At 72.1% G+C, this 23,958-nt stretch carries 21 protein-coding genes and 3 pseudogenes; 19 read left to right on the plus strand and 5 right to left on the minus strand.

Annotation, left to right across the window (positions count from 1 at the left end; genetic code table 11):
* The first annotated feature begins 11 nt into the window (after nt 1-11).
* The gene (locus AB5J49_RS42120; protein WP_369174149.1) at nt 12-998 is read left to right on the plus strand and encodes an ABC transporter substrate-binding protein; all 987 of its coding nucleotides are present in this window, start codon (nt 12-14) and stop codon (nt 996-998) included.
* A gap of 9 nt (nt 999-1,007) precedes the next feature.
* Here AB5J49_RS42120 and AB5J49_RS42125 read toward each other — a convergent pair whose 3' ends face one another.
* Complete coding sequence (locus tag AB5J49_RS42125) at nt 1,008-1,913, minus strand: LysR family transcriptional regulator (protein WP_369174150.1); 906 nt, start codon at nt 1,911-1,913, stop codon at nt 1,008-1,010.
* Between the two features lie 137 nt (nt 1,914-2,050).
* Between AB5J49_RS42125 and AB5J49_RS42130 the strand changes: the two genes are divergently transcribed.
* From AB5J49_RS42130 to AB5J49_RS42175, 10 genes and pseudogenes are all read left to right on the plus strand, one after another.
* Nucleotides 2,051-2,131, plus strand: a complete 81-nt coding sequence (locus tag AB5J49_RS42130; protein WP_351078001.1) for a putative leader peptide — start codon at nt 2,051-2,053, stop codon at nt 2,129-2,131.
* A 189-nt stretch (nt 2,132-2,320) separates the two neighbouring features.
* Entirely contained in the window at nt 2,321-3,457 is a 1,137-nt protein-coding gene (gene sfnG, locus AB5J49_RS42135; RefSeq protein WP_369174151.1) for a dimethylsulfone monooxygenase SfnG, read from the plus strand.
* Nucleotides 3,458-3,493: 36 nt separating this feature from the next.
* Nucleotides 3,494-4,531 (plus strand): annotated as a pseudogene (locus AB5J49_RS42140) (monooxygenase).
* An 11-nt stretch (nt 4,532-4,542) separates the two neighbouring features.
* The gene (gene ssuE, locus AB5J49_RS42145) at nt 4,543-5,100 is read left to right on the plus strand and encodes an NADPH-dependent FMN reductase (protein ID WP_369174152.1); all 558 of its coding nucleotides are present in this window, start codon (nt 4,543-4,545) and stop codon (nt 5,098-5,100) included.
* Nucleotides 5,097-6,293 (plus strand): SfnB family sulfur acquisition oxidoreductase, encoded by a 1,197-nt coding sequence (locus tag AB5J49_RS42150; RefSeq protein ID WP_369174153.1) that lies wholly within the window; start codon nt 5,097-5,099, stop codon nt 6,291-6,293. Before ssuE ends, AB5J49_RS42150 begins: the two co-directional genes overlap by 4 nt.
* A 58-nt stretch (nt 6,294-6,351) precedes the next feature.
* Nucleotides 6,352-7,503, plus strand: a complete 1,152-nt coding sequence (locus tag AB5J49_RS42155; protein WP_369174154.1) for an LLM class flavin-dependent oxidoreductase — start codon at nt 6,352-6,354, stop codon at nt 7,501-7,503.
* A 148-nt stretch (nt 7,504-7,651) separates the two neighbouring features.
* Nucleotides 7,652-8,881, plus strand: a complete 1,230-nt coding sequence (locus tag AB5J49_RS42160) for an acyl-CoA dehydrogenase family protein (protein ID WP_369174155.1) — start codon at nt 7,652-7,654, stop codon at nt 8,879-8,881.
* Nucleotides 8,882-8,933: 52 nt separating this feature from the next.
* Nucleotides 8,934-9,392 (plus strand): Rrf2 family transcriptional regulator, encoded by a 459-nt coding sequence (locus AB5J49_RS42165; RefSeq protein ID WP_062713929.1) that lies wholly within the window; start codon nt 8,934-8,936, stop codon nt 9,390-9,392.
* Nucleotides 9,393-9,494: 102 nt separating this feature from the next.
* Nucleotides 9,495-9,650 carry a hypothetical protein gene (locus AB5J49_RS42170; RefSeq protein ID WP_369174156.1) on the plus strand — a complete coding sequence of 52 codons (156 nt, stop codon included), beginning with the start codon at nt 9,495-9,497 and terminating at the stop codon, nt 9,648-9,650.
* A 99-nt stretch (nt 9,651-9,749) separates the two neighbouring features.
* A complete protein-coding gene (locus AB5J49_RS42175; RefSeq protein ID WP_369174157.1) occupies nt 9,750-10,646 on the plus strand; it encodes a glutathione S-transferase C-terminal domain-containing protein in 897 nt (298 codons plus the stop codon).
* Here the strand turns inward: AB5J49_RS42175 and AB5J49_RS42180 are convergent.
* Nucleotides 10,594-11,334: a class I SAM-dependent methyltransferase gene (locus AB5J49_RS42180; protein WP_369174158.1), complete on the minus strand. Its 741-nt coding sequence runs from the start codon at nt 11,332-11,334 to the stop codon at nt 10,594-10,596. The genes AB5J49_RS42175 and AB5J49_RS42180 overlap by 53 nt on opposite strands.
* Before the next feature lie 314 nt (nt 11,335-11,648).
* Here AB5J49_RS42180 and AB5J49_RS42185 point away from each other — a divergent pair.
* Nucleotides 11,649-12,047, plus strand: a pseudogene (locus tag AB5J49_RS42185) (FAD-binding oxidoreductase); the annotation flags it as partial.
* A gap of 874 nt (nt 12,048-12,921) precedes the next feature.
* Nucleotides 12,922-13,113: a BBE domain-containing protein gene (locus AB5J49_RS42190; protein ID WP_369174159.1), complete on the plus strand. Its 192-nt coding sequence runs from the start codon at nt 12,922-12,924 to the stop codon at nt 13,111-13,113.
* A gap of 357 nt (nt 13,114-13,470) precedes the next feature.
* On the opposite strand, the gene AB5J49_RS42195 is transcribed toward AB5J49_RS42190, so the two are convergent.
* A complete protein-coding gene (locus tag AB5J49_RS42195; protein ID WP_369174160.1) occupies nt 13,471-14,556 on the minus strand; it encodes a M12 family metallopeptidase in 1,086 nt (361 codons plus the stop codon).
* A gap of 98 nt (nt 14,557-14,654) precedes the next feature.
* Between AB5J49_RS42195 and AB5J49_RS42200 the strand changes: the two genes are divergently transcribed.
* A complete protein-coding gene (locus AB5J49_RS42200; protein ID WP_369174161.1) occupies nt 14,655-16,484 on the plus strand; it encodes a LuxR C-terminal-related transcriptional regulator in 1,830 nt (609 codons plus the stop codon).
* 65 nt (nt 16,485-16,549) lie between these two features.
* On the opposite strand, the gene AB5J49_RS42205 is transcribed toward AB5J49_RS42200, so the two are convergent.
* A complete protein-coding gene (locus tag AB5J49_RS42205; RefSeq protein WP_369175441.1) occupies nt 16,550-19,117 on the minus strand; it encodes a CHAT domain-containing protein in 2,568 nt (855 codons plus the stop codon).
* 148 nt (nt 19,118-19,265) lie between these two features.
* On the opposite strand from AB5J49_RS42205, the gene AB5J49_RS42210 reads away from it, so the two are divergent.
* From AB5J49_RS42210 to AB5J49_RS42220, 3 genes and pseudogenes are all read left to right on the plus strand, one after another.
* Nucleotides 19,266-20,702, plus strand: coding sequence for a S8/S53 family peptidase (locus tag AB5J49_RS42210; protein ID WP_369174162.1), 1,437 nt, complete (start codon nt 19,266-19,268; stop codon nt 20,700-20,702).
* Nucleotides 20,703-20,761: 59 nt separating this feature from the next.
* Nucleotides 20,762-21,336: pseudogene (locus AB5J49_RS42215) on the plus strand (RNA polymerase sigma factor).
* Entirely contained in the window at nt 21,333-21,821 is a 489-nt protein-coding gene (locus AB5J49_RS42220; RefSeq protein WP_369174163.1) for a hypothetical protein, read from the plus strand. The pseudogene AB5J49_RS42215 and the gene AB5J49_RS42220 overlap by 4 nt, the downstream one beginning before the upstream one ends.
* 9 nt (nt 21,822-21,830) lie before the next feature.
* Here the strand turns inward: AB5J49_RS42220 and AB5J49_RS42225 are convergent, their stop codons facing one another.
* Nucleotides 21,831-22,628 (minus strand): N-formylglutamate amidohydrolase, encoded by a 798-nt coding sequence (locus AB5J49_RS42225; protein WP_369174164.1) that lies wholly within the window; start codon nt 22,626-22,628, stop codon nt 21,831-21,833.
* Between the two features lie 48 nt (nt 22,629-22,676).
* Between AB5J49_RS42225 and AB5J49_RS42230 the strand changes: the two genes are divergently transcribed.
* Nucleotides 22,677-22,835 carry a hypothetical protein gene (locus AB5J49_RS42230; RefSeq protein ID WP_369174165.1) on the plus strand — a complete coding sequence of 53 codons (159 nt, stop codon included), beginning with the start codon at nt 22,677-22,679 and terminating at the stop codon, nt 22,833-22,835.
* A complete protein-coding gene (locus AB5J49_RS42235) occupies nt 22,832-23,947 on the plus strand; it encodes a crosslink repair DNA glycosylase YcaQ family protein (RefSeq protein ID WP_369174166.1) in 1,116 nt (371 codons plus the stop codon). The genes AB5J49_RS42230 and AB5J49_RS42235 overlap by 4 nt, the downstream gene beginning before the upstream one ends.
* The last annotated feature ends 11 nt before the right edge of the window (nt 23,948-23,958 follow it).

Consider the following 23,958-nt stretch of genomic DNA (forward strand, 5'->3'; position numbering starts at 1 on the left):
GGAGAACGACCGTGACCACCAGCCTCGCCCGTCGCCGCACCACCGCGGCCGCGCTCGGACTCGCCTCCGCCCTCGTCCTCGCCGCCTGCGCCAACCCCACCGACGGCGGCACCACCGAGGTCGCGGCCACCTCGGGCGCCAGGACGAGGATCAACCTCGGTCCCGACCAGGACCGCGTCACCACCGGCAAGGTCGACTCCATAGCCGCCGAGGTCCCGGAGAAGATCCGCAGGAGAGGCACCCTCGAACTCGTCGCCTCCTCCGGCTCCGCCGCGCCACTGACGTTCTACGCCACCGACAACAAGACCGTCATCGGCGTCGAGCCGGACCTCGCGTACCTGGTCGCCGACGTTCTCGGCCTCAAGGCGGACATCCACACCGTGTCCTGGGAGAACATCTTCGTCGGCCTCGACAGTGCCAAGTACGACGCCGGTTTCAGCAACATCACCGTCACCGAGGAGCGCAAGGAGAAGTACGACTTCGCCACCTACCGCGAGGACAACCTCGCCTTCGAGGCGAAGAAGGGCAGCGGGCTGAAGGTCACCGGGCCCGCGGACGTGGCGGGCCGGACGGTCGCCGTGGGCAGCGGCACCAACCAGGAGAAGCTGCTGGTCGAGTGGAGCAAGGAGAACGAGAAGGCCGGCCGCAAGCCGGTGGACATCAAGTACTACCAGAACGACAGCGACACCTACCTCGCCCTCCAGTCCGGCCGCATCGACCTGTACCTCGGCCCCAACCCGACCGCCGCCTACCACGCGGCCACCACCGCGAAGACGGAGGTCGTCGGCACCTACTCCGGCGCCGGCGCCACCCTCCAAGGCCTCATCGCGGCCACCACCAAGAAGGACAGCGGCCTGGTCAAGCCGCTCGCCGACGCGCTCGACCACGTCATCGGGAACGGGACGTACGCGAAGGTGCTGCAGCGCTGGGGCCTGTCCGACGAGGCCGTGACCAAGTCGCAGATCAACCCGCCCGGCCTGCCGAGGACCAACAAGTAGCCGACGTCCTCAAGGGGACCGGTACGCACGGGCGTTGCGCACGAACAGCTCGTTGAGATCGCGCACCGCGCGGGGTACGGAGCCGGAGGGCCGGCGCTGGAGGACCAGCAGCACGTCGGTCGCGTCGTCCGCCAGCGGCCGTACGGTGATCGCGCCCCGTCGCTCCAGCGGGTCGCCGAGGACACTGAAATCGGGCAGCACCGTCGCCCCCAGTCCCTCGGCGACCATCAGCTTGCCCATCTCGGCGCCGTCGGTGGAGTAGGAGAAGGACGGAGTGCGGCCGTCGAGCAGCCGGTGCAGGAAACGGTGCATGACATAGCCGGACCGCATCACGACTAGCGGCTCGGCCAGGAGGCTGTCCGCGTCCACCGTGTCCAGGGCAGCCAGCGGACTGTCCGGACGTACGCACACCACCGGGCGCCCACGCAGCAGTTCCGTGGTCTCGAAGCCGGGTGGCATGTCGTCGCCCCCGAGGTAGTTGACCAGTCCCAGATCGAACGCGCCCTCCAGCAGCCCGCGCTGGATCTCGGACTGCTGCGCGCCGACCAACTCGACCTGGGTGAGCGGGTGCGAGGCCCGGAACTCCCGCACGGTCGGGATGACCAGCGGGACGGTGGCCGTGTTGACCGTGCCGAGGCGGACCATGCGGCTGATGCGGTGCTGGTCCCCGGCCGCGCCGCGCAGCCGGTCGACCGCGTCCAGCACACTCATGATGTGCGGCAGCAGTTCCCGGCCCTCGTCGCTGATCTTCGCCCCGGACCGCTTGCGCTCCAGCAGGTCCACGCCGAGTTCGCGCTCCAGATTGCGCACGGTCTCGCTGAGCGCCGGCTGGGACAGATGCAGTTCCTCGGCGGCGCGCCGAAGTGACCCCGATCGGGTGACGGCGGCGATGTATTCGAGCTGTTCGATACGCACGACAGGAGCGTGCCGCTCGCCGTGCACCGCGTTCAAGGGAATCCCTGTCACAACCTCGTGAATACCGACTCTCAGCATGTGGAATCACGTCCTGGCATTCTTGACCACCCGGACTCCCCGCTGCTTTGATCGATGACATGAAGCGACAGGACCTCACGCGGCGACGCCATGTCGACCTCGCGCGTGTCTCCAGTTCCTGCTGTCGCTGTCGGGTCTGAGCGCACCCGAGGGAAACCCTCGCACTCGCGCCGATCTCCGCTCGTGAATTCCCCCGCCGGCCGTTTTCCCTCGTGATTTCGGCTTTCCCGGGAACAGTGCGTCCGCACGCCTGAATCCCGCTCACCGAACACATTTCCCTGTCACGCACGCGCCCTTTTCGCGTGCGCAGTCATGCCAGGAGTTCCCCCATGCCCGTACCGCCCGGATCCGACCCCGTCCGCTTTGCCTACTGGGTGCCGAACGTCAGCGGTGGCCTGGTCACCAGCACCATCGAGCAGCGCACCGACTGGGGCTACGACTACAACCGCGAACTGGCCGTCCTCGCCGAGAACAACGGCTTCGACTACGCCCTCAGCCAGGTCCGCTACATGGCCAGCTACGGCGCCGAGTTCCAGCACGAGTCGACCAGCTTCAGCCTCGCCCTGCTCCTCGCCACCCAGCGCCTGAAGGTCATCGCCGCCGTCCACCCCGGCCTGTGGCACCCCGGCGTCCTCGCCAAACTCGGCGCCACCGCCGACCACCTGTCGAACGGCCGTTTCGCGGTCAACGTCGTCAGCGGCTGGTTCAAGGGCGAGTTCACCGCGCTGGGCGAGCCGTGGCTGGAGCACGACGAGCGCTACCGCCGCTCGGAGGAGTTCATCAGCGCCCTGCGCAAGATCTGGACCGAGGACCACACCGAACTCGCCGGTGACTTCTACCGGTTGCGCGACTTCTCCCTCAAGCCCAAGCCGCTGAACACCGCCGAGCGCCCGCACCCGGAGATCTTCCAGGGCGGCAACTCCACCGCCGCCCGCGCCATGGCGGGCCGCGTCTCCGACTGGTACTTCAGCAACGGCAAGGACTTCGACGGCGTCACCGAGCAGATCAACGACGTCCGCGCCGCCGCCGCCCAAGTGGGCCGCACCGCACCGAAGTTCGGCCTCAACGGCTTCCTCATCGCCCGCGACACCGAGACCGAGGCCCGCGACACGCTCCGCGAGATCGTCGCCAAGGCCAACACCGACGCCGTCCACGGCTTCCGCGACGCCGTGCAGCAGGCCGGTCCGTCCACCGCCGACGGCAAGGGCATGTGGCAGGACTCCAGCTTCGAGGACCTCGTCCAGTACAACGACGGCTTCCGCACCGGCCTGATCGGCACGCCCGAGCAGATCGCCGAGCGGATCGTCGCCTACAAGCGGCTCGGCGTCGACCTCTTCCTCCTCGGCTTCCTGCACTACCTGGAGGAGGTCGAGTACTTCGGCAAGCGGGTGCTGCCCCTGGTACGCGAACTGGAGGCCCAGCAAGCCGAGTCCGGGTCCGAGCCCGTCGCCGCCGCCCACGCCTGACCGCCACCCGTACCCACAGCCGAGAAGGGGTTCCCCATGAGCACCGCCGCACCGGCCGACTGGGAGACCGCCCCCGCCCCCAAGGACGCCGAGGGCTGGCTCGTCCGCGCCGCCGAGGTCGCCGCCGTCCTCGCCACCGACGCCGCCGCCCGCGACCGCGCCGGGCACCTGGTACGACGGAGGTCAACTCCTCAAGGACGCCGACCTGGTCACCTTGCTCAGCCCCACCGAACACGGCGGCGCAGGCCAGGACTGGCCTACCGCCTACCGCGTGGACCGCGAGATTACCAAGGCGGACAACTCCATCGGGCAGCTACTCGGCTACCACTACCTTTGACATCCTCCCCCCGCTGGAAGCGGGAGGATTCCAACCCTGATGGGTTGAGGTTCACGGACGCTCGACCGCCTGAGTGGTGTCGTCCCTCCGGCGTGTCCCGCCGCGACGTCACGAGCCTGGCACGACGCTTCGCACCGTCAGGGGTTGTTTCCACCGGCAGCAGGGTCTCCGACGTTGTGGTCCTCAAGGGCGTCCTGGACGGCATCGACCAGGACGAATCCGCCATCGTGCCCTTCGGCTTCGGGGACCTGACCTTCCACGACGGCTGGGAGATCATCGGCCAGCTTCTGACCGAGTGCGGCGGCGCCACCCTCGACGGCGTCCGTACGCCGTGGTGGTCGGCGGCCGGTTACGTCGACGAGGTGTTCCAGCCGCGCATCTACAACACCCTCAACGTGCCGACCATCCAGCTCGTCTTCGTCAACTTCTACCTCGGCATCGCCGCCGGCGCCCTGGAGACCGCCGCCACCTACACCCGGACCAAGTCCCGCGCCTGGCTGCACGGCGGTCACGAGCAGGCCGTCGACGAGCCGTACGTCATCGACACCTACGGCGACCTCACCGCCAAGCTGTGGGCCGCCGAAGCACTCGCCGACGCCGTGGCCGCCGAGGGCCTGGACCGCTTCTGGCGCAACGTCCGCACGCACACGCTGCACGACCCCGTCGCCTACAAGCGCCGCGAGATCGGCCGCCACGTCCTCACCGGCGAACTGCCGCAGCCCACCTGGTACTCCTGAAAGGTCCTCCCATGGCCACCATCCTCTCCGTCTCCGGCAGCCCCTCCGCCACCTCCCGCACCGCCCGGTTGCTGCGCCACCTGGACGACCGGCTCAGGGCCCAGGGCCACGACGTGATCCCCTTCGACGTCCGCGCCCTCCCGCCCGAAGCCCTGCTGCACGCCGACTTCCGGCATACGGCGATCATCGAGGTCACCGCCCTGTTCGAGCGCGCGGACGGCATCGTGATCGGCACCCCCGTCTACAAGGCCGCCTACTCCGGCCTGCTGAAGTCGCTGCTCGACCTGCTCCCGCAGTACGCGCTCGCGGGCAAGACCGTCCTGCCGCTGGCCACCGGCGGCACCACCGCCCACGTCCTGGCCATCGACTACGCCCTGCGCCCCGTGCTGAACTCCATGGGCCCCGCCCACATCACGCCGGGCTGGTTCACCCTCGACAAGGACATCACCGTGGGCGGCGACGGCACCCTGACCGTCGCACCGGGCGCGGCCGAGGCGCTGGCCCAGGTCACCGACCAGTTCTCGCTCGCCCTCGGTGGCCGTACGACCCTGCTGGCGGCCACCGGATGAGCGCCGCGACCGTGATCGCCGACGACGCCGAGGCCCTCGCGGTCGCCGCCGAACTGGCCGCGGAGTTCCGCAAGGACGCCGCCGAACGGGACGCTCGGCGAAGGCTGCCGCACGCGGAACTGGAGCGGCTGTCCGCCTTCGGGCTGCTCGGGGTGACGGTGCCCGCGGAGTTCGGCGGCGCGGACGTCCGTACGGAGACACTCGCCGAGATCTTCCGGCTGCTGGCCTCGGCCGACGCCAGCCTGGCCCAGATCCCGCAGAGCCACTTCGTGTACGTGGGCGTGCTGCGCCGGCAGGGGACGCGGGAGCAGCAGGAGTTCTTCCTCGGCGAGGTGCTGGCGGGCAAGCGGTTCGGCAACGCCCAGTCGGAGGCCGGCACCAGCCATGTGCAGGACATCCGGACGCGGCTCCGGCGGCGCCCGGACGGGTCGTACGTCCTCGACGGCGTCAAGCACTACTCCACCGGCGCCCTGTTCGCCGACTGGATCCCCGTCCTCGCCCGCGCCGACGACGACAACCTGCACGTGGCGTACGTACCCCGGGACGCGCCAGGCCTGACGGTCGTGGACGACTGGGACGGCATGGGACAGCGCACCACCGCCAGCGGAACCGTCCGCCTGGAGTCGGTACCCGTACCCGCCGACCGCGTGGTGCCGCACCACCTCACCTTCCAGGGACCTCAACTCCACGGTGCCGTCGCCCAGTTGCTGCACGCCGCCATCGACGCCGGGATCGCCGCCGGAGCACTGGCCGAGGCCGTGGAGTTCGTCCGCACGAAGAGCCGACCCTGGTTCGAGAGCGTCGGCGAAGGACACGCGACCGCCGCCGAGGATCCCCTGCTGATCCAGCGGTTCGGTGAACTGGCGATCCGGGTACGGGCCGCCGACGCGCTGCTCGCCACCGCCGCGCGGTCCGTGGACGTCGCCCGCGCGGACCTGACCGACGACTCGGCCGCCGAGGCCTCGATCGCGGTGGCCGCCGCCAAGGTGACCGCGGCGGAGACTGCCGTGGAGGTCGGCAGCGCCCTGTTCGAGGTGGCCGGCACCCGCTCGGCGCTCGACTCCCTGGGCCTGCACCGCCATTGGCGCGACGCCCGCACCCACACCCTGCACGACCCGGCCCGCTGGAAGGTCCAGCACATCGGCCGTTACGTGCTCAGCGGCACCAAGCCGCCCCGGCACGGCCTGCTGTGACGAACGACCCCGCACACCCCTGACCTCCCTGCCCGGCCTTTCTGATCGGAGACCCGACGTGTCCCTCACCTTCCACTGGTTCCTGCCCACCAACGGCGACAGCCGCCACGTCGTCGGCGGCGGCCACGGCACCCCCGCCACCGCGTCCGGGCGGGACCGGCCGCCGACGGTCGCCTACCTCAGCCAGATCGCCCGCGCCGCCGAGGACCTGGGCTTCGTCGGCGCGCTCACCCCGACCGGCGCCTGGTGCGAGGACGCGTGGCTGACCACGGCGATGGTCAGCCAGAACACCGAGCGGTTGAAGTTCCTGGTCGCCTTCCGGCCCGGCTTCGTCTCGCCGACCCTCGCCGCACAGATGGCGTCCACCTTCCAGCGGCAGACCGGCGGACGGCTGCTGCTCAACGTGGTCACGGGCGGGGAGAGCCACGAGCAGCGCGCCTACGGCGACTTCCTCGACAAGGACGACCGTTACCGCCGTACCGGTGAATTCCTGGAGATCGTACGGCAGTTGTGGGACGGCAAGACCGTCGATCTCGCCGGTGAACACCTCCGGGTCGAGGACGCGAAGCTGGCCCGCGTGCCCGACCCGGTCCCGGAGGTGTACTTCGGCGGCTCCTCACCCATCGCCGGTGAGATCGCCGCCCGGCACGTCGACGTCTACCTCACCTGGGGCGAGCCGCCGGCGGCCGTCGCCGAGAAGATCGCCTGGATCCGGGCGCTGGCCGAGAAGGAGGGCCGGCGCGTCCGCTTCGGCATCCGTCTGCACGTCATCACCCGGGACACCGGCGAGCAGGCGTGGGCGGAGGCCCGGCGGCTGCTGGACGGCTTCGACGCGGAGACGGTACGGGCCGTACAGGCCGGGCTCGCCCGCAGCGAGTCCGAGGGGCAGCAACGGATGCTCGCCCTGCACGGCGGTGGCCGGGACGGCCTGGAGATCCACCCGAACCTCTGGGCCGGCATCGGGCTGGTCCGGGGTGGCGCGGGCACCGCGCTGGTCGGCAGCCATGACGAGGTCGCCGAGCGGATCGCCGAGTACCACCGGCTGGGCATCGACGAGTTCGTACTCTCGGGCTACCCGCACCTGGAGGAGGCGTACTGGTTCGGCGAGGGGGTCCTGCCGCGGCTGGAGGCGCAAGGGCTGTGGAACCACCCGTTCCGTGGCGCGACGGCCGCACAGCCCGTGGCCCAGATCCCCTTCGCGGAGCGGTAATCAGCCAGAGCGGCAGGTATTCCCTAGATTTCCTATCGAATTACTAGGGAAGTGTTGACCCCCCTCGGGTGAGCGAGTGAGGATGACGTGGAACGGTCGGCCGGGCAACCCGGGATCGCGTTCTCTTCTGCCTTGAAGGAAGTCAGCCATGACAAGCGCACCCCCGGCCGACGCGGCGACCGCGGCGCGAGCCGAGCCGGCCGACTGGCTGCACATAGCCCGTGAGCTGGCGGACGACCTGGCCACGGACGCGGTCGAGCGCGAACAGGCCGGCAAACCACCCCTCGACGAGGTCGCGCGGCTGCGCGAATCGGGGCTGCTGACCCTGCTGGTGCCGGCCGCGCACGGGGGAGGGGGCGCGGACTGGCGCACCGCCTACACGGTCGTACGGACCCTGTCCGCGGCCGACGGGTCCGTCGGTCACCTGCTGGGCAGCCACTACTTCCTGTCCTACTGCGCCCGGTTCTTCGCGGGCCCCGACCGTGCCGCCCGCGTGGAGCGGGCGTTCACCGCCGGGCAGTGGTACTGGGGAGGCGGCATCGCCTCGCAGGAGCCGCCCCTGATGCTGACGCCGACGGCCAACGGCTATGTGCTGGACGGCCATCAGAGGTACGGCTCCGGAGTCGGCGTCGCCGACCGGCTCGTGGTCCGTGCCGCCGTACCCGGCACCGGCGAGCCCCTCGCCGTTCTCGTGGACCCCGCCCACCCGGGCCTCGTGAACGGCAGTGGCGGCGACACCTTCGGTCAGCGCCTGGCGGCCGCCGGCGGCGTGGGGTTCGACTCCGTGCCGGTCGCGGCCGACGACGTGCTCGGCTCCCTCTCCGCCGACGAGGGCGCCCTGTCGCCCTTCACCGGCCTTGCCGCGCCGACCGCCCGGCTGGTCTCCGCGCAGTTCTGCATCGGCGTCGCCGAGGGGCTGCTCGGTGAAGTCCGCGAGCACGGACGGGCGGCGCAGTCCGCCTGGCAGCCGTTCTCCCCCCAGCCCTGGCCGGGCAGCCCGCCGCAGGACCCGTACGTGCTGACCGCGTACGGCGAACTCGCCGTCGCCGCACGTGCCGCGGCCGCCCTCGCCGACCAGGCGGTGGCCGCCCTGACCCACGGCCTCGCGCGGGGCGAGGAGCTCGACGACGAGGAGTGCGCGGAGATCGCCGTCCTCGCGAGCGCGGCCGAGGCCGCCGCCGCCCGGGCCGCGCAGGAGATCACCACTCATGCCATGGACGCCGTCGGTGTGCCCGCCGCCTTCGCGCGGCACGGCCTGGACCGCTTCTGGCGCGACACCCGCACGCACACCCTGCGCGAGCCGGTCGCCCACCGATTGCGCGAGGTCGGGGACTACTTCCTCAACGGCGCACATCCCCCGTTCAGCCTTCCCGCCTGACCGAGGGGCCGGCGGGCGGGGATCGGGCACGGCGGTGATGGATAATCTCAGTATGCGGATCTCGGCGAGAGCGGACTATGCGGTGCGGGCGGCGTTGGAGTTGGCCGCGGCCGGTGACGACACCTCGCTCAAGGCCGAAGCGATCGCCGAGGCGCAGGGAATCCCGCACAAGTTCCTGGAGGGCATCCTCGGCGACCTGCGCCGGGGCGGCCTCGTGGTCAGTCAGCGCGGCGGCAAGGGCGGCTACCGGCTCGCCCGTCCGGCCGACTCCATCCCCATCGCGGACGTGATCCGGGTGGCGGACGGCCCCCTGGTCTCGGTGCGCGGCGTACGCCCGCCCGACCTCTCCTACATCGGCCCCGCGGAGTCCCTGCTCCCGCTGTGGATCGCCGTACGCGCCAACGTCCGCAAGATCCTCGGCGAGGTCACCCTCGCCCACGTGGCCGCGGCCAAGCTGCCCGACGACGTCCTGAGCCTCGCGGACGACCCCGAGGCCTGGACGAATCCCTGACCGGCCCCTGACCGGCGTCTCACTGCTCGGCGGCCCTCTTGACGCGGCTGGGATGTGGCCCGACACTCCAGTACGGGAATCCTAGTGAATTGGTAGGGAAGCATGGGCCGCTCCGCGCTGGACCTCGGCAGTGACACGGTCCGTGTCGCCGTCCGGCCGCTGCCCCTGCTGACGTCCCGCCGCCACATCGACCTCGTGCGTGTGTGCAGTGCGGCAAGTTGCCCGCAGGGCGAGGGCGTCACGCCCGCCCGCGCCTGAACCACACCCCCCACGCTCATCCACCGCATCCCGGCCGCGCCGAAGCCGGCCGGCGCCCTCGCCGCCGTATGCCCGTGACCGAGCACCCCAGGGAGACGCATGTCCGCCCCATCCCCGACCGCCGTGCCGTCCTTCCGGAGCAGGATCGGCTGTGACGCGCGCAGCGGTTACTACGCCGCGCCCCGCCGCTACCGGCTCCACCTGTCGCTCTCATGTCCGCGCTGTCTGCGGATCGCCGTCACGCACAGCCTGCTCGGCCTCGACGACGTCCTCCCGGTGACGTTGCTGCCCGCCGTGCCCGACGCCCCGGACGGGGGGCACCTGGAGCTGCGCCCGCTGTACGAGGCCAGTTCGCACCAGCACCCCGGACCGGCCGCGGCGCCGGTGCTCAGCGACGCCTGGACCGGCACGATCGTGAGCACACACGCCCCCGACATCCTGCGGGACCTGGCCCGACGGTTCGGCGGCCACGGCCCGGATCTCTTCCCGTACGGCGCCGAGGAGGCCGTCGAGAACATCGGCCGACTCTGCGACCAGGGCATCACCGCGGCCGCGCAGCGCGCCGGACAGCCCGACGGCGACTCGACGGCACGCGACACCGCGCTCACCACCCTGCTGCACACGCTGGACACGCTGGAACGGCAGGTGGCCTCCCAGGAGTACGTGCTCGGCGGCGAACCGACCCTCGCGGACGTCGAGTTGTGGGTGACGCTGGTGCAGCTGGACACCGTGCACCGCCATCACCTGGACGCCGCCGCGGTCACGCACGTCACCGACCATCCGCAGCTGTGGGCCTACGCACGACGGCTCGCCGCGCACCCCGCCTTCGGCGCCCACCTCGACCTGGACGGCATCGCCCGCCGGCACCACGCCCACTGCCGGGGCGAGGAGGCCGCGGGCGCGGCGGTGCAGATCGTGGACTGGGCGGCCTCCGCGCGCGAGGTCAGCCGGCCGGTTTCTCCCACACCGACACGTGCTTGCCGCTCTCGCTCGTGAACGGCTCGCGCGTCCAGTTCTCCCACCGGTCGCGCAGCCGTAGGCCGGCGAGCCGGGCCATCAGGTCCAGCTCGGCCGGCCAGACGTACCGGAACGGGATGGACCAGTGCTCGGCGCGGCCGTCGGCGATGGTGACGTAGTTGGAGCTCATCGCCTGAGTGGCGAGGTCGTACCTGTCGAACGCCCAACGTGTGTCGCTGATGTGGAACGGTACGGCGCTCTGCCCGGCGGGGAGCTTGCGCAGTTCGGGGACCATCACCTCGACGACGAAGCAGCCGCCGGGCGCCAGGTGTGCGGCGACGTTGCGGAAGCAGTCGACCTGGGCGTCCTGAGTCGTCAGATTCATGAGCGTGTTGAAGACCAGGTAGGCGAGGGAGAAGGTCTTCTCCACCCGCGCCGTCGCGAAGTCCCCGATCGTCACGCCGATCGCGTCGCCGCCGGGCTTGGCGCGCAGCCGGTCCACCATGGCGCGGGACATGTCGATGCCGTGCACCGGGACGCCGCGGCCGGCCAGCGGCAGCGCGATCCGGCCGGTGCCGATGCCCAGTTCGAGCGCCGGGCCGTCACCGGCGAGGCCGGCCAGCAGGTCGACCGCCGGCTCCACCACGTCGGGGCGGAACATGTCCGCCGCCGAATCGTCGTAGTCGTCCGCGATGTTCTCTCCGAAGTAGCCGTCGTCCTCGATCACGCAGGGACCGTACTGCCGTCCGCCGCCCCGAGACACGTGATTTTCCGCGGGCGGCCGATCGGGGTGCTGGCACCACCGCGAAGCGTGGGGCTGGGACGACTGCCCTCGGCAGCTTCTCCACCTAGCTTCGTTACGTCAGGAAGCAGCAGCTCCAGGGCAGTTGGAGGAGAGGTCTCATGAGTGCGTTGAGCAGGAGGAACGTGTTGCGCGGCGGTCTGGTCGCCACGACGGCGGGGGTCGTGGTGCCCGGGCTGGGTACGGGCGCGGTCGCGGCGGCGGACGGGACGTCCTGCCCGCCGACACCCGGACCGGCCATGGTCGGGCGCGGCGATCCGCGGTACCGGTCCCTGGCGTCCCGGGGCTACAACCGCCGGTTCGTGGGCGGGCCGGAGCACGTCTGGGTGGTCGGCACGACCGCGCACGTCGTACGGGCCGTGCAGCAGGCGGTGGACAGCGGACGGCGCATCACGGTCCGCAGCGGCGGCCACGGCTTCGAGGACTTCGTCGCCGACCCGGCCGTGGAGGTGGTCGTCGACATGTCCGCCATGACGGCGGTGTCGTACGACGCTGACCGCCGCGCCTTCGCCGTGGAGGCCGGCGCCCTGCTGGGCGAGGTCTACCGCAGGCTGTACCTCGGCTGGGGAGTGACGATCCCGGCCGGCTGGTGTGCCGACGTCGGTGTCGGCGGGCATGTCCTGGGCGGCGGCTATGGTCCGCTGTCCCGGCTGATGGGCCTGTCCGTGGACCATCTGTACGCGGTGGAGGTGGTCGTCGTGGACCGGGCGGGCAGGGCGCGCAGGGTGGTCGCCACACGCGAACCCTCCGATCCGAACCGGGACTTGTGGTGGGCGCACACCGGTGGCGGAGGCGGCAGCTTCGGCATCGTCACCCGCTACTGGTTCCGCACACCAGGCGCCGACGGCGACGACCCTTCCGCCCTCCTGCCCGCCCCGCCGTCCGGTGTGCTGAGCTTCTCGGTCACCTGGGACTGGCAGAAGCTCGACAAGACCTCGTTCGCCCGGCTGGTCCGCAACCACTGCGCCTGGGCCGAACAGCACAGCGCCCCCGACTCCCCGTACCTCGCCCTCTACAGCGAACTCGCCCTCACCCGCCGCCAGTCGGGGACGGTGCTCATGATCGGCCAGGTGGCCGCCGACTCCGGCGCCGAACGGATGCTGGACGAGCACCTCGCCGCGATCAACCGGGGCGTTCCGGTCCAGCCGGTCCGCACGGTGCGGAACCAGCCCTGGCTGGCCGCGGCCCTGGCCGGCTCACCGGGCGACCCCGGCCCTGTCTACCGGCTGAAGGTCAAGTCGGGCTACCTGCGACGACGTTTCACCGACCGGCAGATCGACACCCTGCACCACCACTTGACCCGCTCCGACTACGACCACCCCGGCGGCAGCCTGAGCCTCTACACCCACGGCGGCAAGGTCAACACCGTGGCGACGGACGCGACCGCCACCCCCCACCGCGACGCCTGCATCAAGATGTTCTACGCCAACGGATGGGAGGACCCCCGGGACGACGCCCGGCACATCGGCTGGCTGCGTGAGCTCTACGAGGACCTGTACGCCGACACCGGTGGTGCCCCGGCGGCCCGCCGACGGCGCGTTCATCAACTACCCGGACACCGACCTCGCCGACCCCGCCCGGAACACCGGTGCTCCTTGGCAGACCCTGTACTTCGGCGACAACTACCGCCGCCTCCAGCGGATCAAGGCGAAGTGGGATCCCCGTAACGTCTTCCACCACGCCCTTTCGGTGCGCGCGACCTGAAGTACGGCGGGCACGGGAGGCTGACATCGTCGCTCCCGAGCCCCGCGGAGCCTCGATCCCTCACCGATATGCGGCGTTCCCGGATCGACTTCGGGCGCCGCGACCTCGAATGCGGCGACGTGCTGGATCTCCTCGACGAAGTCGGCTCCAACCAGGTAATTCCCCCTGCCCGCGTGGGCGCTCTGTCGGGTCCGCCGCTACCCCCGTGCGGCGGACCCGACGCGCGTTGGGCCGGGGACGCCACCTTCACTTCAGTGTCCAGACGACACTGTCCCCCGAAGGTGGCGTTCCCCGGCCGCTTCCCCCGGCGCCGGACAGTGGACTGTCGCGTCCGTGCGCGTCAGCGGACCCGTACTGTCACCAGCACATGACCGCCGTCTCACCCGAACCCCAGGTGGCGTACAGGCGCACGCGGACGAAATAGCGGCGGCCCTTGACCAGGCGGGCCTTGACGGTGGCGTTGTGCGGCGTGCCGCCGTCGTCCTGGGCGGTGAGGAAGCGGGGCTCGCCGTCCCGTTCCTCGAAGAGCACGACGATGGTGTCGCTGTCGCCGAAGGTGCCCACGGTGTACTCGCGGGTCTCCGGCGGTTCGACGACGAAGTCGGCCTGCTCGGCCGGCCCGAGCCGCAGCGGTACCGAGCGGAACGGCACCAGCTCCTGTGTCCCCGGCGTCTCGGCCGGCGGGTACCAGCGCCGGACGAACTCCTTGTCGGACCTGGACAGCACGCCCGGCGGGTTCAGGCCCGCGCGGAACTGCTCCGGCTCCAGGATCAGCCCGGCCGAGAAGGGGTACTCCATGATCGAGTGCGGGTCCCAGACGGAGCCGTTGACCTCGTTCGGATCGAGCTTGCGCAGGATGTTGAAGAACGTCTTGTCCCGGCTCCAGAAGTTCGGCGGGCCCGCCAGATCGGCGACCACGGCCTCGTCGTCCCAGTGGATGCCGGCGAACGGGCTCTGGTGCTCGTGCAGCAGGCCGAGCGCGTGCCCGATCTCGTGCAGCGCCGTCGCGCGCTCCCCGGGCACGGTCAGGTCCCAGCCGAAGTTCATGGTGCGGTCGTTGAGGCCTACTTGGAGCGCGTCCCTGCCCACGTTCGACCAGGAGCCGTCGCCCAGCTGGAACCCGATGCGCAGCTCGGCCTCCGACCGGTCGCGCACCTCCACGAACGACAGTCCGATGCCGAGGCCCTGCCACTCCTGGAAGCACTCGCGCACGACATCCTGCTGTTCCTTGCTGCCGACCCACGACACGCGCCGGGCCTTGCCGGTCGCCGGGTCGGGGATCACGGACCCGTCGGAGTCCCGGTCGAAGAAGCAGTAGTGCAGCACGGTGCCGTTGACCCACATCCGACGCCCGCTGATGAGCGCACTGAGCCGCTCGGCGGCCAGCCCCGGTGCGAAGGCGGGCGCCGACTGCTGCGCGAGGGAGCAGTAGCGAGCGGTCATGCCGAACAGGTTGCCGTCGGTCCGCCGCGGGCGCTTGAGTCGAGGGCTACTCAAGTCCCTGTGTATCAGGTGTGAGTCACCGCGCTCTCATTGCCGTGATGACTTTCGAACGGGACGCGAAGACCCTGGAACTGCCCTGGCCGTTCACCGGTCGGGAGCACGAACTCGAACTGGTCCGTGGGTCCTTGACCGCCGGTCGGAACGGCATCGTGATCACGGGACCGGCGGGCTGTGGCAAGACCCGGCTCGTCACCGAGGCCGTCCGCGGCACCGACTGCGCCAGGGTGGCCGGCACCCCCGAGACCCGCCGAATCCGCTTCGCCGCGTTCGCGCACCTCGTGCCGGAGACGGCCTCCCTGCACGGCGCGTTCCAGCACCTGTCCGGCGTACGACAGCTCCTGGTCGACGACGCGCACCTGCTCGACGACGCCTCGGCCGCCCTCGTCCACCAGCTGGCCGTGCACGGACGCACCCGTCTCCTGGTCGTCACCGCCGACGGCGCCCCGGCCCCGGGCGCGATCTCCCGACTGTGGACCGGCGAACTCCTGCCTCGCCTCGCCCTGGAGCCACTGCCCCGCGAGGAGACCGCTGAACTACTGGCGGGCGGAGCCGGGGGCGCTCGCCTGGAGCCGCTCACCGTGAACCGGCTGCACCGCCTGTGCCAGGGGGACCTGCGGCTGCTGCGCGACCTGGTGGGCGCGGTGCGCGAGCGCCGGCTGACCGGCCGGGTCGCCGACTCGGACGAGTGGGCGTGGCGCGGCCCGGTGCCGGTCACCGCGACCGTACGGGAACGCACGGCCCACGTCCTCGACCGCACCTGCCCCGAAGAGCGCGAGACTCTCGAACGCCTCGCCTTCGCCGAGCCGTTGCCCCTGGACCTGGACGAACTCCACCTCCTTGCCCTGGAACACCTCGAGGCCGACTCCCTGGTCCACGTCGACAACCATGGCGCAGTCCGCCTCGCCCACCCCCTGCACGGCCCGGTGCTGCGGGCCGCGGCCGGCCGGCTGCGGGCGAGGCGGCTGTCCCGGACGCCCGAACAGTGCGGCCCCGCCCTCGACGCCGAGCGGGCCGCGCTGACCGGCCGGATCGAGCGGGCGGACGTACGGGCGATGCCGACGCCCGTGGGGGAGTGGCTGGTCGCGGAGGACGCGCCGGTGCCGGCCGGGTACGCGGCCGTACGCGCCCGGTTCGCGCGGCTGCGCGGGGAGCTGCGCGAGGCCGCGGCGTGGGCACGGGAGGGGCTGCGGGACGGCGGCGACGATCCGTCCTGCCGTCTCGAACTCGCCCTCGCCGCAGCGCAGTCGGGCGACACCCCGGCCGCGCACGAGATCCTGGGTGGCCGCCCCCACGGGGGTGGGGCGGTCACCCGGCCGGCAACGGCCCGCGGCGATGCCGACGGGGGCGCCGCCGACAGGGCTGTTGAGGCGTTCACCGGCGAGGCGTACGACGCCGTCCGCCTCGGCGCCCCCGAGCGTGCCGTGGGCCGTCTGACCGGCGTCTTCGCCGCGCACGCCGACGCGCTCGCCCGCGGCGACGGCCTCGCGCTCGACCAGGTGGCCGAAGAGCTGGAGAAGCGGGGCTTCCTGCTGTTCGCGGCCGAGGCGCACGCCCAGGCCGTACGGGCCCACCGCGACCCGCGTGCCGCCCGCACCGCCCGCACCCGTGCCGTCGCCCTGGCCCGCCGCTGCCAGGGCGCCCGCACCCCGGCCCTGTCCGGCCTCGTCCTGGGCGAACTCACCGCCAGGCAACGGCAGATCGTCACCCTGGCGGCCACGGGACTGAGCAACCGGCAGATCGCCGAGAAGCTCACCCTGTCCGTCCGCACGGTCGGCAACCACCTCTACAGCGCCTACGCCCGCCTCGGCGCGAGCGACCGCGGTGCACTGCCGTGGCTGGTGGAACTGCCGGTCGCGCAGCCGGCGTAACCCGACCGGCGGGCGAGGTGACTCACGCGTCCCACGTGCCGGGACGGCTGACGCCGGGCGTAGCGTCAGGCCGCACCGAACGCCGAGAACGCCCACCCCGTCGCCTGGTGCAACGCGTCGCCCGGGAGCGCCGCCCGGGCGTCGCGCAGGGCCTCCGCAAGGGAGAGCCCTTCGCTCAGCCCCTTGTGCAGCGCGAGCATCAGCGGAACCACCGCGGCGTCGTTGACGGGCGCGGTGCACGCCACCACCCCCGCCGTGCCCAGCGGCAGCAGCGCGGTGACCAGGCCGAGCAGTTCGTCGGCGCCGACGGAGGCGAACCGGGCGGTGTCGCAGCAGGAGAGGATGATCCGGTACGGGCTGCGGTCCAGGCGTTCGAAGTCATGGACGACGATCGGGCCGTCGGCCATCCGCAGCGACGAGAACAGGGGGCTGTCCGCGCGGAACGTGCCATGGGCCGCGATATGGGCCAGCGCGGCGCCGTCGAGCTCCTCCAGTACGCGCGGCACGCGCGCGTCGGCGTGCTCCAGGACGACCGCACCGCCGTACCGGCCGGCCAGGTGAGGCACCTCCGCGCCGCCGGTCGCCAACCCGGGCCCGCGCACCAGCACCGGGCGGCCGCCCGGCGGCGCCTCGGTCTCCCGGGCGCGCAGCCAGCTGCTCGCCGACGGCGACACGCTGAGCACCCGCTCCCGCAACGACGGCAGCAGCGCCCACGGCACCCGGTGCAGCCGGGCCGGCGGTACGACCACGACGGGGCCCTCGCCCAGATGCGCCGCCGCCGGACCGAGCAGCAGCTCCTCCAGCCGCCGCCCCGCCGCCTCCACCACCGGCAACCGCCCCTCCGCACCCGGGTGCGCCAGCCGCCGCAGCCCGGCCTGGACGTACTCGGCCTCGGTCTCCGCCTCGGCCAGCAGCCCGGCCTCGTACCGGCGCACCCGCCCCTGCCCGCACAACAGCACCTGAACCCGCCCGTCCAGCACGGCGAGTTCGGCCAGCCGTACGTCGTCCCCCAGCCGCTCGAGCAGCCGGCCCGGGTCGAAGCGGTAGCCGTCGCCCGGCGTGTCGCCGCGCAGGTGCAGGGTCCGGGAGCGTATCTCCCGTTCCAGGCGCCGCTGTTCACGCTCCAGCGCCGGAACCGGACGGGCTTCGCTGCGGGCCTCCTCGGCGCGCGCCGCGATCTCCCGGAACGCCGTCAGGTCGCTCTGGAGCTCCGGATCGGCCGGCGGGCGGGTCGGCGGCGTCGACAGCGCGGTGGCCCGCCAGCGCTCGCTCCACACCAGCAGCCGACGCGGGCTGCCCGAATCGAGGCTGGCCTGCTGGGCCAGCGCGGCGAGCTCGGCGCCCTGCGCGGTGGCGCGGGCCCGGAGCTCGGAGGCGCCGAGCGTCATCCGGTGCGCGTCGAGGACGTCCAGGCCGCGTCGGCAGGCCTCCAGCACGCCGCGCCCCGACCCGGCGGCCTGCGCCCGCAGCGCCTGTGCCGCCCAGCCCGTCATCCGCGCCAGCGGCGGCCCGCTGCGCCTGCTGCGGGCGGCCACGGCCAGATGCTGCTCGGCGTCGGCCCGCCAGCCCAGGGTGAGCGCCATCCGGCCCGCCAGCAGCGAGGCCTCCGGTGCGGCCGGCGCGCCGAAGGAGGCCAGCCGTTCGGCGACCGCCGCCGTGTCGGCCACCAGCCGGCCCGAACTACGGCCCGCGGCCACCCGTGCCTCGATCAGTACCAGCCGGGCGTGCGTCTCCCACCACATGCGCCGCTGCCCGGCGAACAGCCGTACGGCCATGTCGGCGCGCGCGATCGCCGTGTGCGCGTCGCCCGCCAGCCTGGCGGCTCGCGCGGCGGCCAGCAGCAGTTCGGCCTTGCGGGTGGACTGGCCGCCGATGCCGTCGAGCACGGAGATCGCCGTGTCCGCCTCGGCCAGCGCCTCCGGGGCCAGCCCGGCTGCCATCAGCACCTCGCAGCGGCGGATGTTCAGCATGAACGTCGGCGTGCCGAGCTTGGCGTAGCGCTCCTCCGCCTCGTCGAGCAGCCGCAGCGCCGCCGGGATCTCGCCCGACCGGAACGCCGCGAGACCCCGGCTCTCCACCGCGTCGGCCTTGTCGTGCTCCTGGCCAGTGGTGTCCCACAGCGCCTCGGCCGCCGTGAAGTCGGCATCCGCACGGTCCATCGCGCCGAGCGCCAGATGCACGGTCGCGCGCAAGGTCAGCGCCCGCGCCGTCCAGATGACGTCCTCCGCCTGCCGCAGCACGGGTATCGCCTTGCGTACGTCCTCCAGCGCCTCGCGGTGATGGCCCAGGACCCAGCGGGCGTAGGCCCGGCGGAACAGCACGCGCGCGCGGGTGTGTCCGCTGCCGCGCTCGACCCCGCGCTCCAGCGCGGCCAGTCCCTGCTGAGTGCGCCCCGCGTGCACCAACGCGACCCCGAGAGTGGCCAGGGCGTCCGCCTCCCGGTCGGCCGACTCCGCGCGTGCCGCGAGATCCCGGGCACGCCGCAGGTGATACAGGGCGATGCGCATGTCGCCCCAGTCCCGCTGCCAGATGCCGATCACCTGGTGGGCGACGGAGGCGTGCCACGGCGACGGATCGGCGTCGAGCACTCCTTCCGCCCTCGCCAGCGCGTCGTTCGGGGCGGCGAACACCATCGGCAGCAGTTCGAGAACCGAGTCGCTTCCCGCTGTCACTCCACGGATGGTAGTTGCCCCGGAACCGCGCCACACAGGTTTGGCGCTGTATCAATCAGTGACCGCACGGCTCTGATTGACGACCGTCGCCTCAGTGGGAGGACACGCCATGGCACCACAGCGATTCCACGAGCAGTTCGAGCAGATCCAGCGCACCATGCCCGACGTCCCCCTCGCGATGGGACCGGACGACTCCGCCGAGTTCATCTACGAGAAGGGTTACGTACTGGTCCGCGACGGCGAGGACGCGCGCGTCGTCGAGGACACCGTACGGGCGCACTTCACCGCCCACCCCGACCTGGTCCAGGACCACGTGCGCCGCGCGAGCCCGCATACCAACCGCTCGGGCATCACCCGCATCCAGGTCGGCGACCCCGGCGAGGGCGACCGGAGCGGCGACCCCACCGTCGCGCACGCCCTGCGCGCCCTGCGCGAGACGGAGGGCCGGGCAGGACGGCGCCTCGTCAGCCGCAACCACCTCGTCGGGATCACGGGGCAGGTCAACTCCTGCCCCGGTGACGAGCCCGCGCCCGCCCCGCTCGCCTACGGGATCAACCCCGCGGCGGCCGAGGGCGCCCACGACCCGGACACCGCCGTCGGCGTCCTCGTCATCGACACCGGCCTCATGAACGACTACCGCTCCTTCCCGCTGCTCGCCCACACCGAGGGCGACGCCCAGGTCAAGGAGTGCGACGACGAGGGCGTCCTCCAGCAGTACGTCGGCCACGGGACCTTCATCGCCGGGCTCGTCGCGGCCGTCGCGCCCAACACGGACATCACGGTCCGCAACTCCCTCAACGACGCGGGCGCCATCCTGGAGTCCGAGTTCGGCGAGAAGCTCTTCGAGGCCGTCGACGCGGGCGGCTGGCCCGACATCCTCAGCCTCTCCGCCGGCACCTCCAACGGCCGCACCGACGCCCTGCTCGGCGTCGAGGCCTTCATGCAGGAACTCCGCGACCAGCGCACCCTGCTCGTCGCGGCGGGCGGCAACAACGGCAGCGCCATGCCCTTCTGGCCCGCCGCCTACGCCGACGTGCCCGACTACCAGGACGTCGTGCTGTCGGTCGGAGCGCTGCGCGCGGACGGCGAGTTCGGCGCCTGCTTCAGCAACCACGGCGGCTGGGTGAAGGCGTACGCGCCCGGCGAGCGCCTCACCAGCGCCCTCACCGGCTTCGACGCGCCCGTGCCGTACGTGTACCAGCACTCCACCTACGACGCCTGCCGGTACGGCTTCGGCTACGCCTGCACCTGCCAGTCCCCGCGCCACACCGGCGTGTTGAGCGAGCAGGGCGGCACCACCAAGCCCGACCAGGTGATGTTCGAGGGGCTCGCGTACTGGAGCGGCACCTCGTTCGCCACCCCCCTCGTCGCCGGCATGATCGCCGCCCACATGACCGCGCAGCAGGAGCGCGACCCGCGTGTCGCCCGGTACAAGATGCTCGCGGCGAACTCAGGGTTCGCGGAGGTGCGGGGGGCGCATGTGCCGGCCCTTCGCCCTTCTACCTGGCGCCCTGTCCCCGTAGTGCCACCGGCTCCTCGTTCATGAGGGTCGGAACCGCCCCCTCCGCGGCGTACGATGACTTGCCGTACACGAGGGGTGGGGCTGTGGACCGTGCGGATGTCGGTGCTTTGGTCCAGTCCGCCGTCGACGGTGACGCGGCGGCCTGGAAGGCGCTCGTGGAAGGGCTGAGCCCACTGGTGTGGTCCGTCGTGCGCGCGCACCGGCTGTGTGACGCCGACGCACATGAGGTCTACCAGACCGTCTGGTTCCGCTTTGCCCAGCACCTCGGGCGCATCCGTGAACCCGAGAAGGCCGGATCGTGGCTCGCGAGCACCGCACGGCACGAGTGCCTGAAGGTGCTCAAGAGCTTAAGGCGGCTGACGGTGACGAGCGATCCGCAGCTGCTCGACCGGGTCAGCGAGGACCGTACGCCCGACAGTCGGTTCTGGACTCCGAGGAGGCCGCCGCCGAGTCCGAGCGCATCCGCTGGATGTGGCAGGAGTTCGAGGAACTCGGCGATCGCTGCCGCCAGTTGCTGCGCGTGCTGATGGCCTCGCCGCCGCCCAGCTACCAGGAGGTGTCCTCCGCACTGGGCATCGCCGTGGGCAGCATCGGGCCGCTGCGCCAGCGCTGTCTGCGCCGACTTCGGGCCCGACTCGACGCACGGGGAGCGCTGTGAACGACGACATGCACGACGAAGTGACGGGCGAAGAGCCCCTCGGTGACGACGGGTTCGACGTCGAGCTGCTGGAGGAGGAACTCCGCCAGGCCGCCGCCATCCTGGATCCCGTCCCCGCCCAGCTGCGGCAGATCGCCGTCGCGGCCTTCGCACTGCACGACCTCGACGCCCGTATCGCCGAGTTGACCTTCGACTCGGTGATGGACGCCATTCCGGTCAGAGGAGCGACGGACGTGCCGCGGATGCTGACCTTCCGCGCCGGCGAGGTGACCGTCGACGTGGAGGTGAGCGCGCAGGGGCTGATGGGGCAGGTGCTGCCGCCGCAGCAGGCGCGGATCGAGGTGCTCGGCGGCCCGCAGACGGCCACGCCGGTCGTGGCGGACGACATGGGCCGCTTCACCAGCGACGCACCGCCGAGCGGCCCCTTCGCCCTGCGGTTGCGGACCGGCGGAGAACTCGTGGTCACCGAGTGGCTGCGGGCCTGACCCACCGCGTCAGCGGGAGGCGGCGTCCACCAGCGTCGCCAGCGCCTGCGCGAGCCGGGTGAGTCCGGGACCGGCCGGACCGCCCGGCTCCGCCATGTACGTGTCCCGACGGATCTCGATCATCAGGGCGGCCACCCGGGGCTCGGTGCCGTAGAACTCCAGCGGTACGTACGTGCCGCTGAACGGGCTGTCGAGCGCCGTCTGCCCGCACGTGGCGAACGCCTCCCTGGCCGCGGTGAGCAGTTCGGGCGGCGTGTGGAAGGAGTCGGTGCCCAGGCAGACCGGCGGTCGCGGGCCCTCGCCGTGCAGTTCGTAGGGGAGCCGGTCGGTCGGGTAGGAGTGGACGTCGATGATCACGGCCCGGCCGGCGACGGCGAGCCGATCCGCCACGGCATCCGTCATGGCCTTCGCGTACGGCCGGAAGTAGCGCTCGATGAGGGGTTCGGGGTCCGTGTCAGCGGACCGTAGATCCGAGAGATGCGTCGTCCGGGTGTAGACGGCGCCCATGCCCACCGCCAGCATCTCCTCCCGCTCGTCCGGGAACCGCTCCGGATCGACGACCAGCCGCGAGAGCCGGTTGACGAACCGCCACGGGGCGATCTCCGACGCCCCGGCCGCACCCTGCGCGAGCTCCGCGGTGTGCGCGTCGACGATGTGGTCCAGCTCCCGCTCCAGCGCGGCGTCGTCCAGCACGATCCCCGCGCGCACATCCGGCGGTATCTCCCGCGCCGAGTGCGGCACATGCAGGATCACCGGCGATCCGTCGGCTCCGGGGAGCAACTCGAACGACGGCACGGCAGAGGTCATGACGGCTGCTCCCGGGGCGTTGTCAGTGGCGTGGTGCACCATCACAGCATGAGCATGAGCATGAGCATGAGCATGAGCATGAGCATGAGCATCAGCAATCAGCGGCCCGCCGACCCGGCTGCGCCGTACGTCGTGCCCGGGGCAGCCACCGACGAGTTCGTCGACCTGCAGGACGACGACTCCGAGATCGCGACCCGGGACCGGTGACGCAGGTGACCGTGCACGAGCTCTCCCGCACCGAAGCCCGCCGCATCGCCGTGCGCGCCCAGCTGCTGGACGGCTCCCGGACGGGCGGGCTGCTCGATGTCGTACGACGGCTTGCCCTGCTGCAGATCGACCCGACCGCCGCCATCGCGCCCAACGCCGATCTCGTGGCGTGGAGTCGGCTCGGGTCCGCCGGTTACGCGCCGGCCGACCTGACCGCCGCCCTCGCCGACCGGACGCTGCTGGAGCTCCAGGCGATGATCCGGCCCGGTGAGGATCTCGCGCTGTACCGCGCCGAGATGGCCGAGTGGCCCGAGCGGGGGACGCCGTCCTCCTGGCGTGAGTATCACCGCACATGGGTGGGGGCCAACGACGCCTGCCGCCGGGACATACTCGACCGGCTCGGCGCCGCAGGGCCGCTGCCTTCCCGCGAGCTGCCCGACACCTGCGAACTGCCGTGGAAGTCGAGCGGGTGGACCAACAACCGCAATGTCACCAAGCTCCTGGAGCTGATGGTGCAGCGCGGGGAGGTTGCCGTGGCGGGACGCCGCGGCGGTGACCGGCTGTGGGACCTGGCCGAGCGGGTCTACCCCGACCCGCCCGCGGTGCCCGTCGAGGAGGCGCTGCGCATCCGGGACGAGCGGCGTCTGCGGGCGTTGGGCATCGCCCGCGCGCGGGGCCCGGAGTGCCAGGTGGAGCCCGCGGACGTGGGGGAGGCCGGTGAGCCGGCCGTCGTCGAGGGCGTGCGGGGCAAGTGGCGTGTGGATCCTGCCCAGTTGGGACTGGCCTTCGAGGGGCGCGCGGCGCTGCTGTCACCCTTCGACCGGCTCGTGCACGACCGCAGGCGCACGGTCGAGCTGTTCGAGTACGAGTACCAGCTGGAGATGTACAAGCCCGCGGCCAAGCGCCGCTGGGGTTACTTCGCGCTGCCGATCCTGTACGGCGACCGGCTCGTCGGAAAACTCGACGCCACCGCCGACCGCAAGGGCGGGGTGCTGCGCGTGGACGCGATCCACCAGGACGTGCCGTTCACCGAGCCCATGAGCGCGGAGATCGGCCGGGAGACCGCAGACCTGGCCCGCTGGCTCGGGTTGGAGCTCGTACTGCCCGCCTAGGCGCTGTCCGG

The sequence above is a fragment of the Streptomyces sp. R28 genome, from assembly GCF_041052385.1.
Classification (GTDB): Bacteria; Actinomycetota; Actinomycetes; order Streptomycetales; family Streptomycetaceae; genus Streptomyces.

Bases quoted from the DNA above. Each gene is read 5' to 3' on its own strand.
- AB5J49_RS42130 (WP_351078001.1), top strand. From the start codon at position 2,051: ATGAAGCGACAGGACCTCACGCGGCGACGCCATGTCGACCTCGCGCGT.
- sfnG (WP_369174151.1), top strand. From the start codon at position 2,321: ATGCCCGTACCGCCCGGATCCGACCCCGTCCGCTTTGCCTACTGGGTG.
- ssuE (WP_369174152.1), top strand. From the start codon at position 4,543: ATGGCCACCATCCTCTCCGTCTCCGGCAGCCCCTCCGCCACCTCCCGC.
- AB5J49_RS42150 (WP_369174153.1), top strand. From the start codon at position 5,097: ATGAGCGCCGCGACCGTGATCGCCGACGACGCCGAGGCCCTCGCGGTC.
- AB5J49_RS42160 (WP_369174155.1), top strand. From the start codon at position 7,652: ATGACAAGCGCACCCCCGGCCGACGCGGCGACCGCGGCGCGAGCCGAG.
- AB5J49_RS42165 (WP_062713929.1), top strand. From the start codon at position 8,934: ATGCGGATCTCGGCGAGAGCGGACTATGCGGTGCGGGCGGCGTTGGAG.
- AB5J49_RS42170 (WP_369174156.1), top strand. From the start codon at position 9,495: ATGGGCCGCTCCGCGCTGGACCTCGGCAGTGACACGGTCCGTGTCGCC.
- AB5J49_RS42175 (WP_369174157.1), top strand. From the start codon at position 9,750: ATGTCCGCCCCATCCCCGACCGCCGTGCCGTCCTTCCGGAGCAGGATC.
- AB5J49_RS42195 (WP_369174160.1), bottom strand. From the start codon at position 14,556: ATGACCGCTCGCTACTGCTCCCTCGCGCAGCAGTCGGCGCCCGCCTTC.
- AB5J49_RS42200 (WP_369174161.1), top strand. From the start codon at position 14,655: ATGACTTTCGAACGGGACGCGAAGACCCTGGAACTGCCCTGGCCGTTC.
- AB5J49_RS42205 (WP_369175441.1), bottom strand. From the start codon at position 19,117: ATGGTGTTCGCCGCCCCGAACGACGCGCTGGCGAGGGCGGAAGGAGTG.
- AB5J49_RS42210 (WP_369174162.1), top strand. From the start codon at position 19,266: ATGGCACCACAGCGATTCCACGAGCAGTTCGAGCAGATCCAGCGCACC.
- AB5J49_RS42225 (WP_369174164.1), bottom strand. From the start codon at position 22,628: ATGACCTCTGCCGTGCCGTCGTTCGAGTTGCTCCCCGGAGCCGACGGA.
- AB5J49_RS42230 (WP_369174165.1), top strand. From the start codon at position 22,677: ATGAGCATGAGCATGAGCATGAGCATGAGCATGAGCATGAGCATCAGC.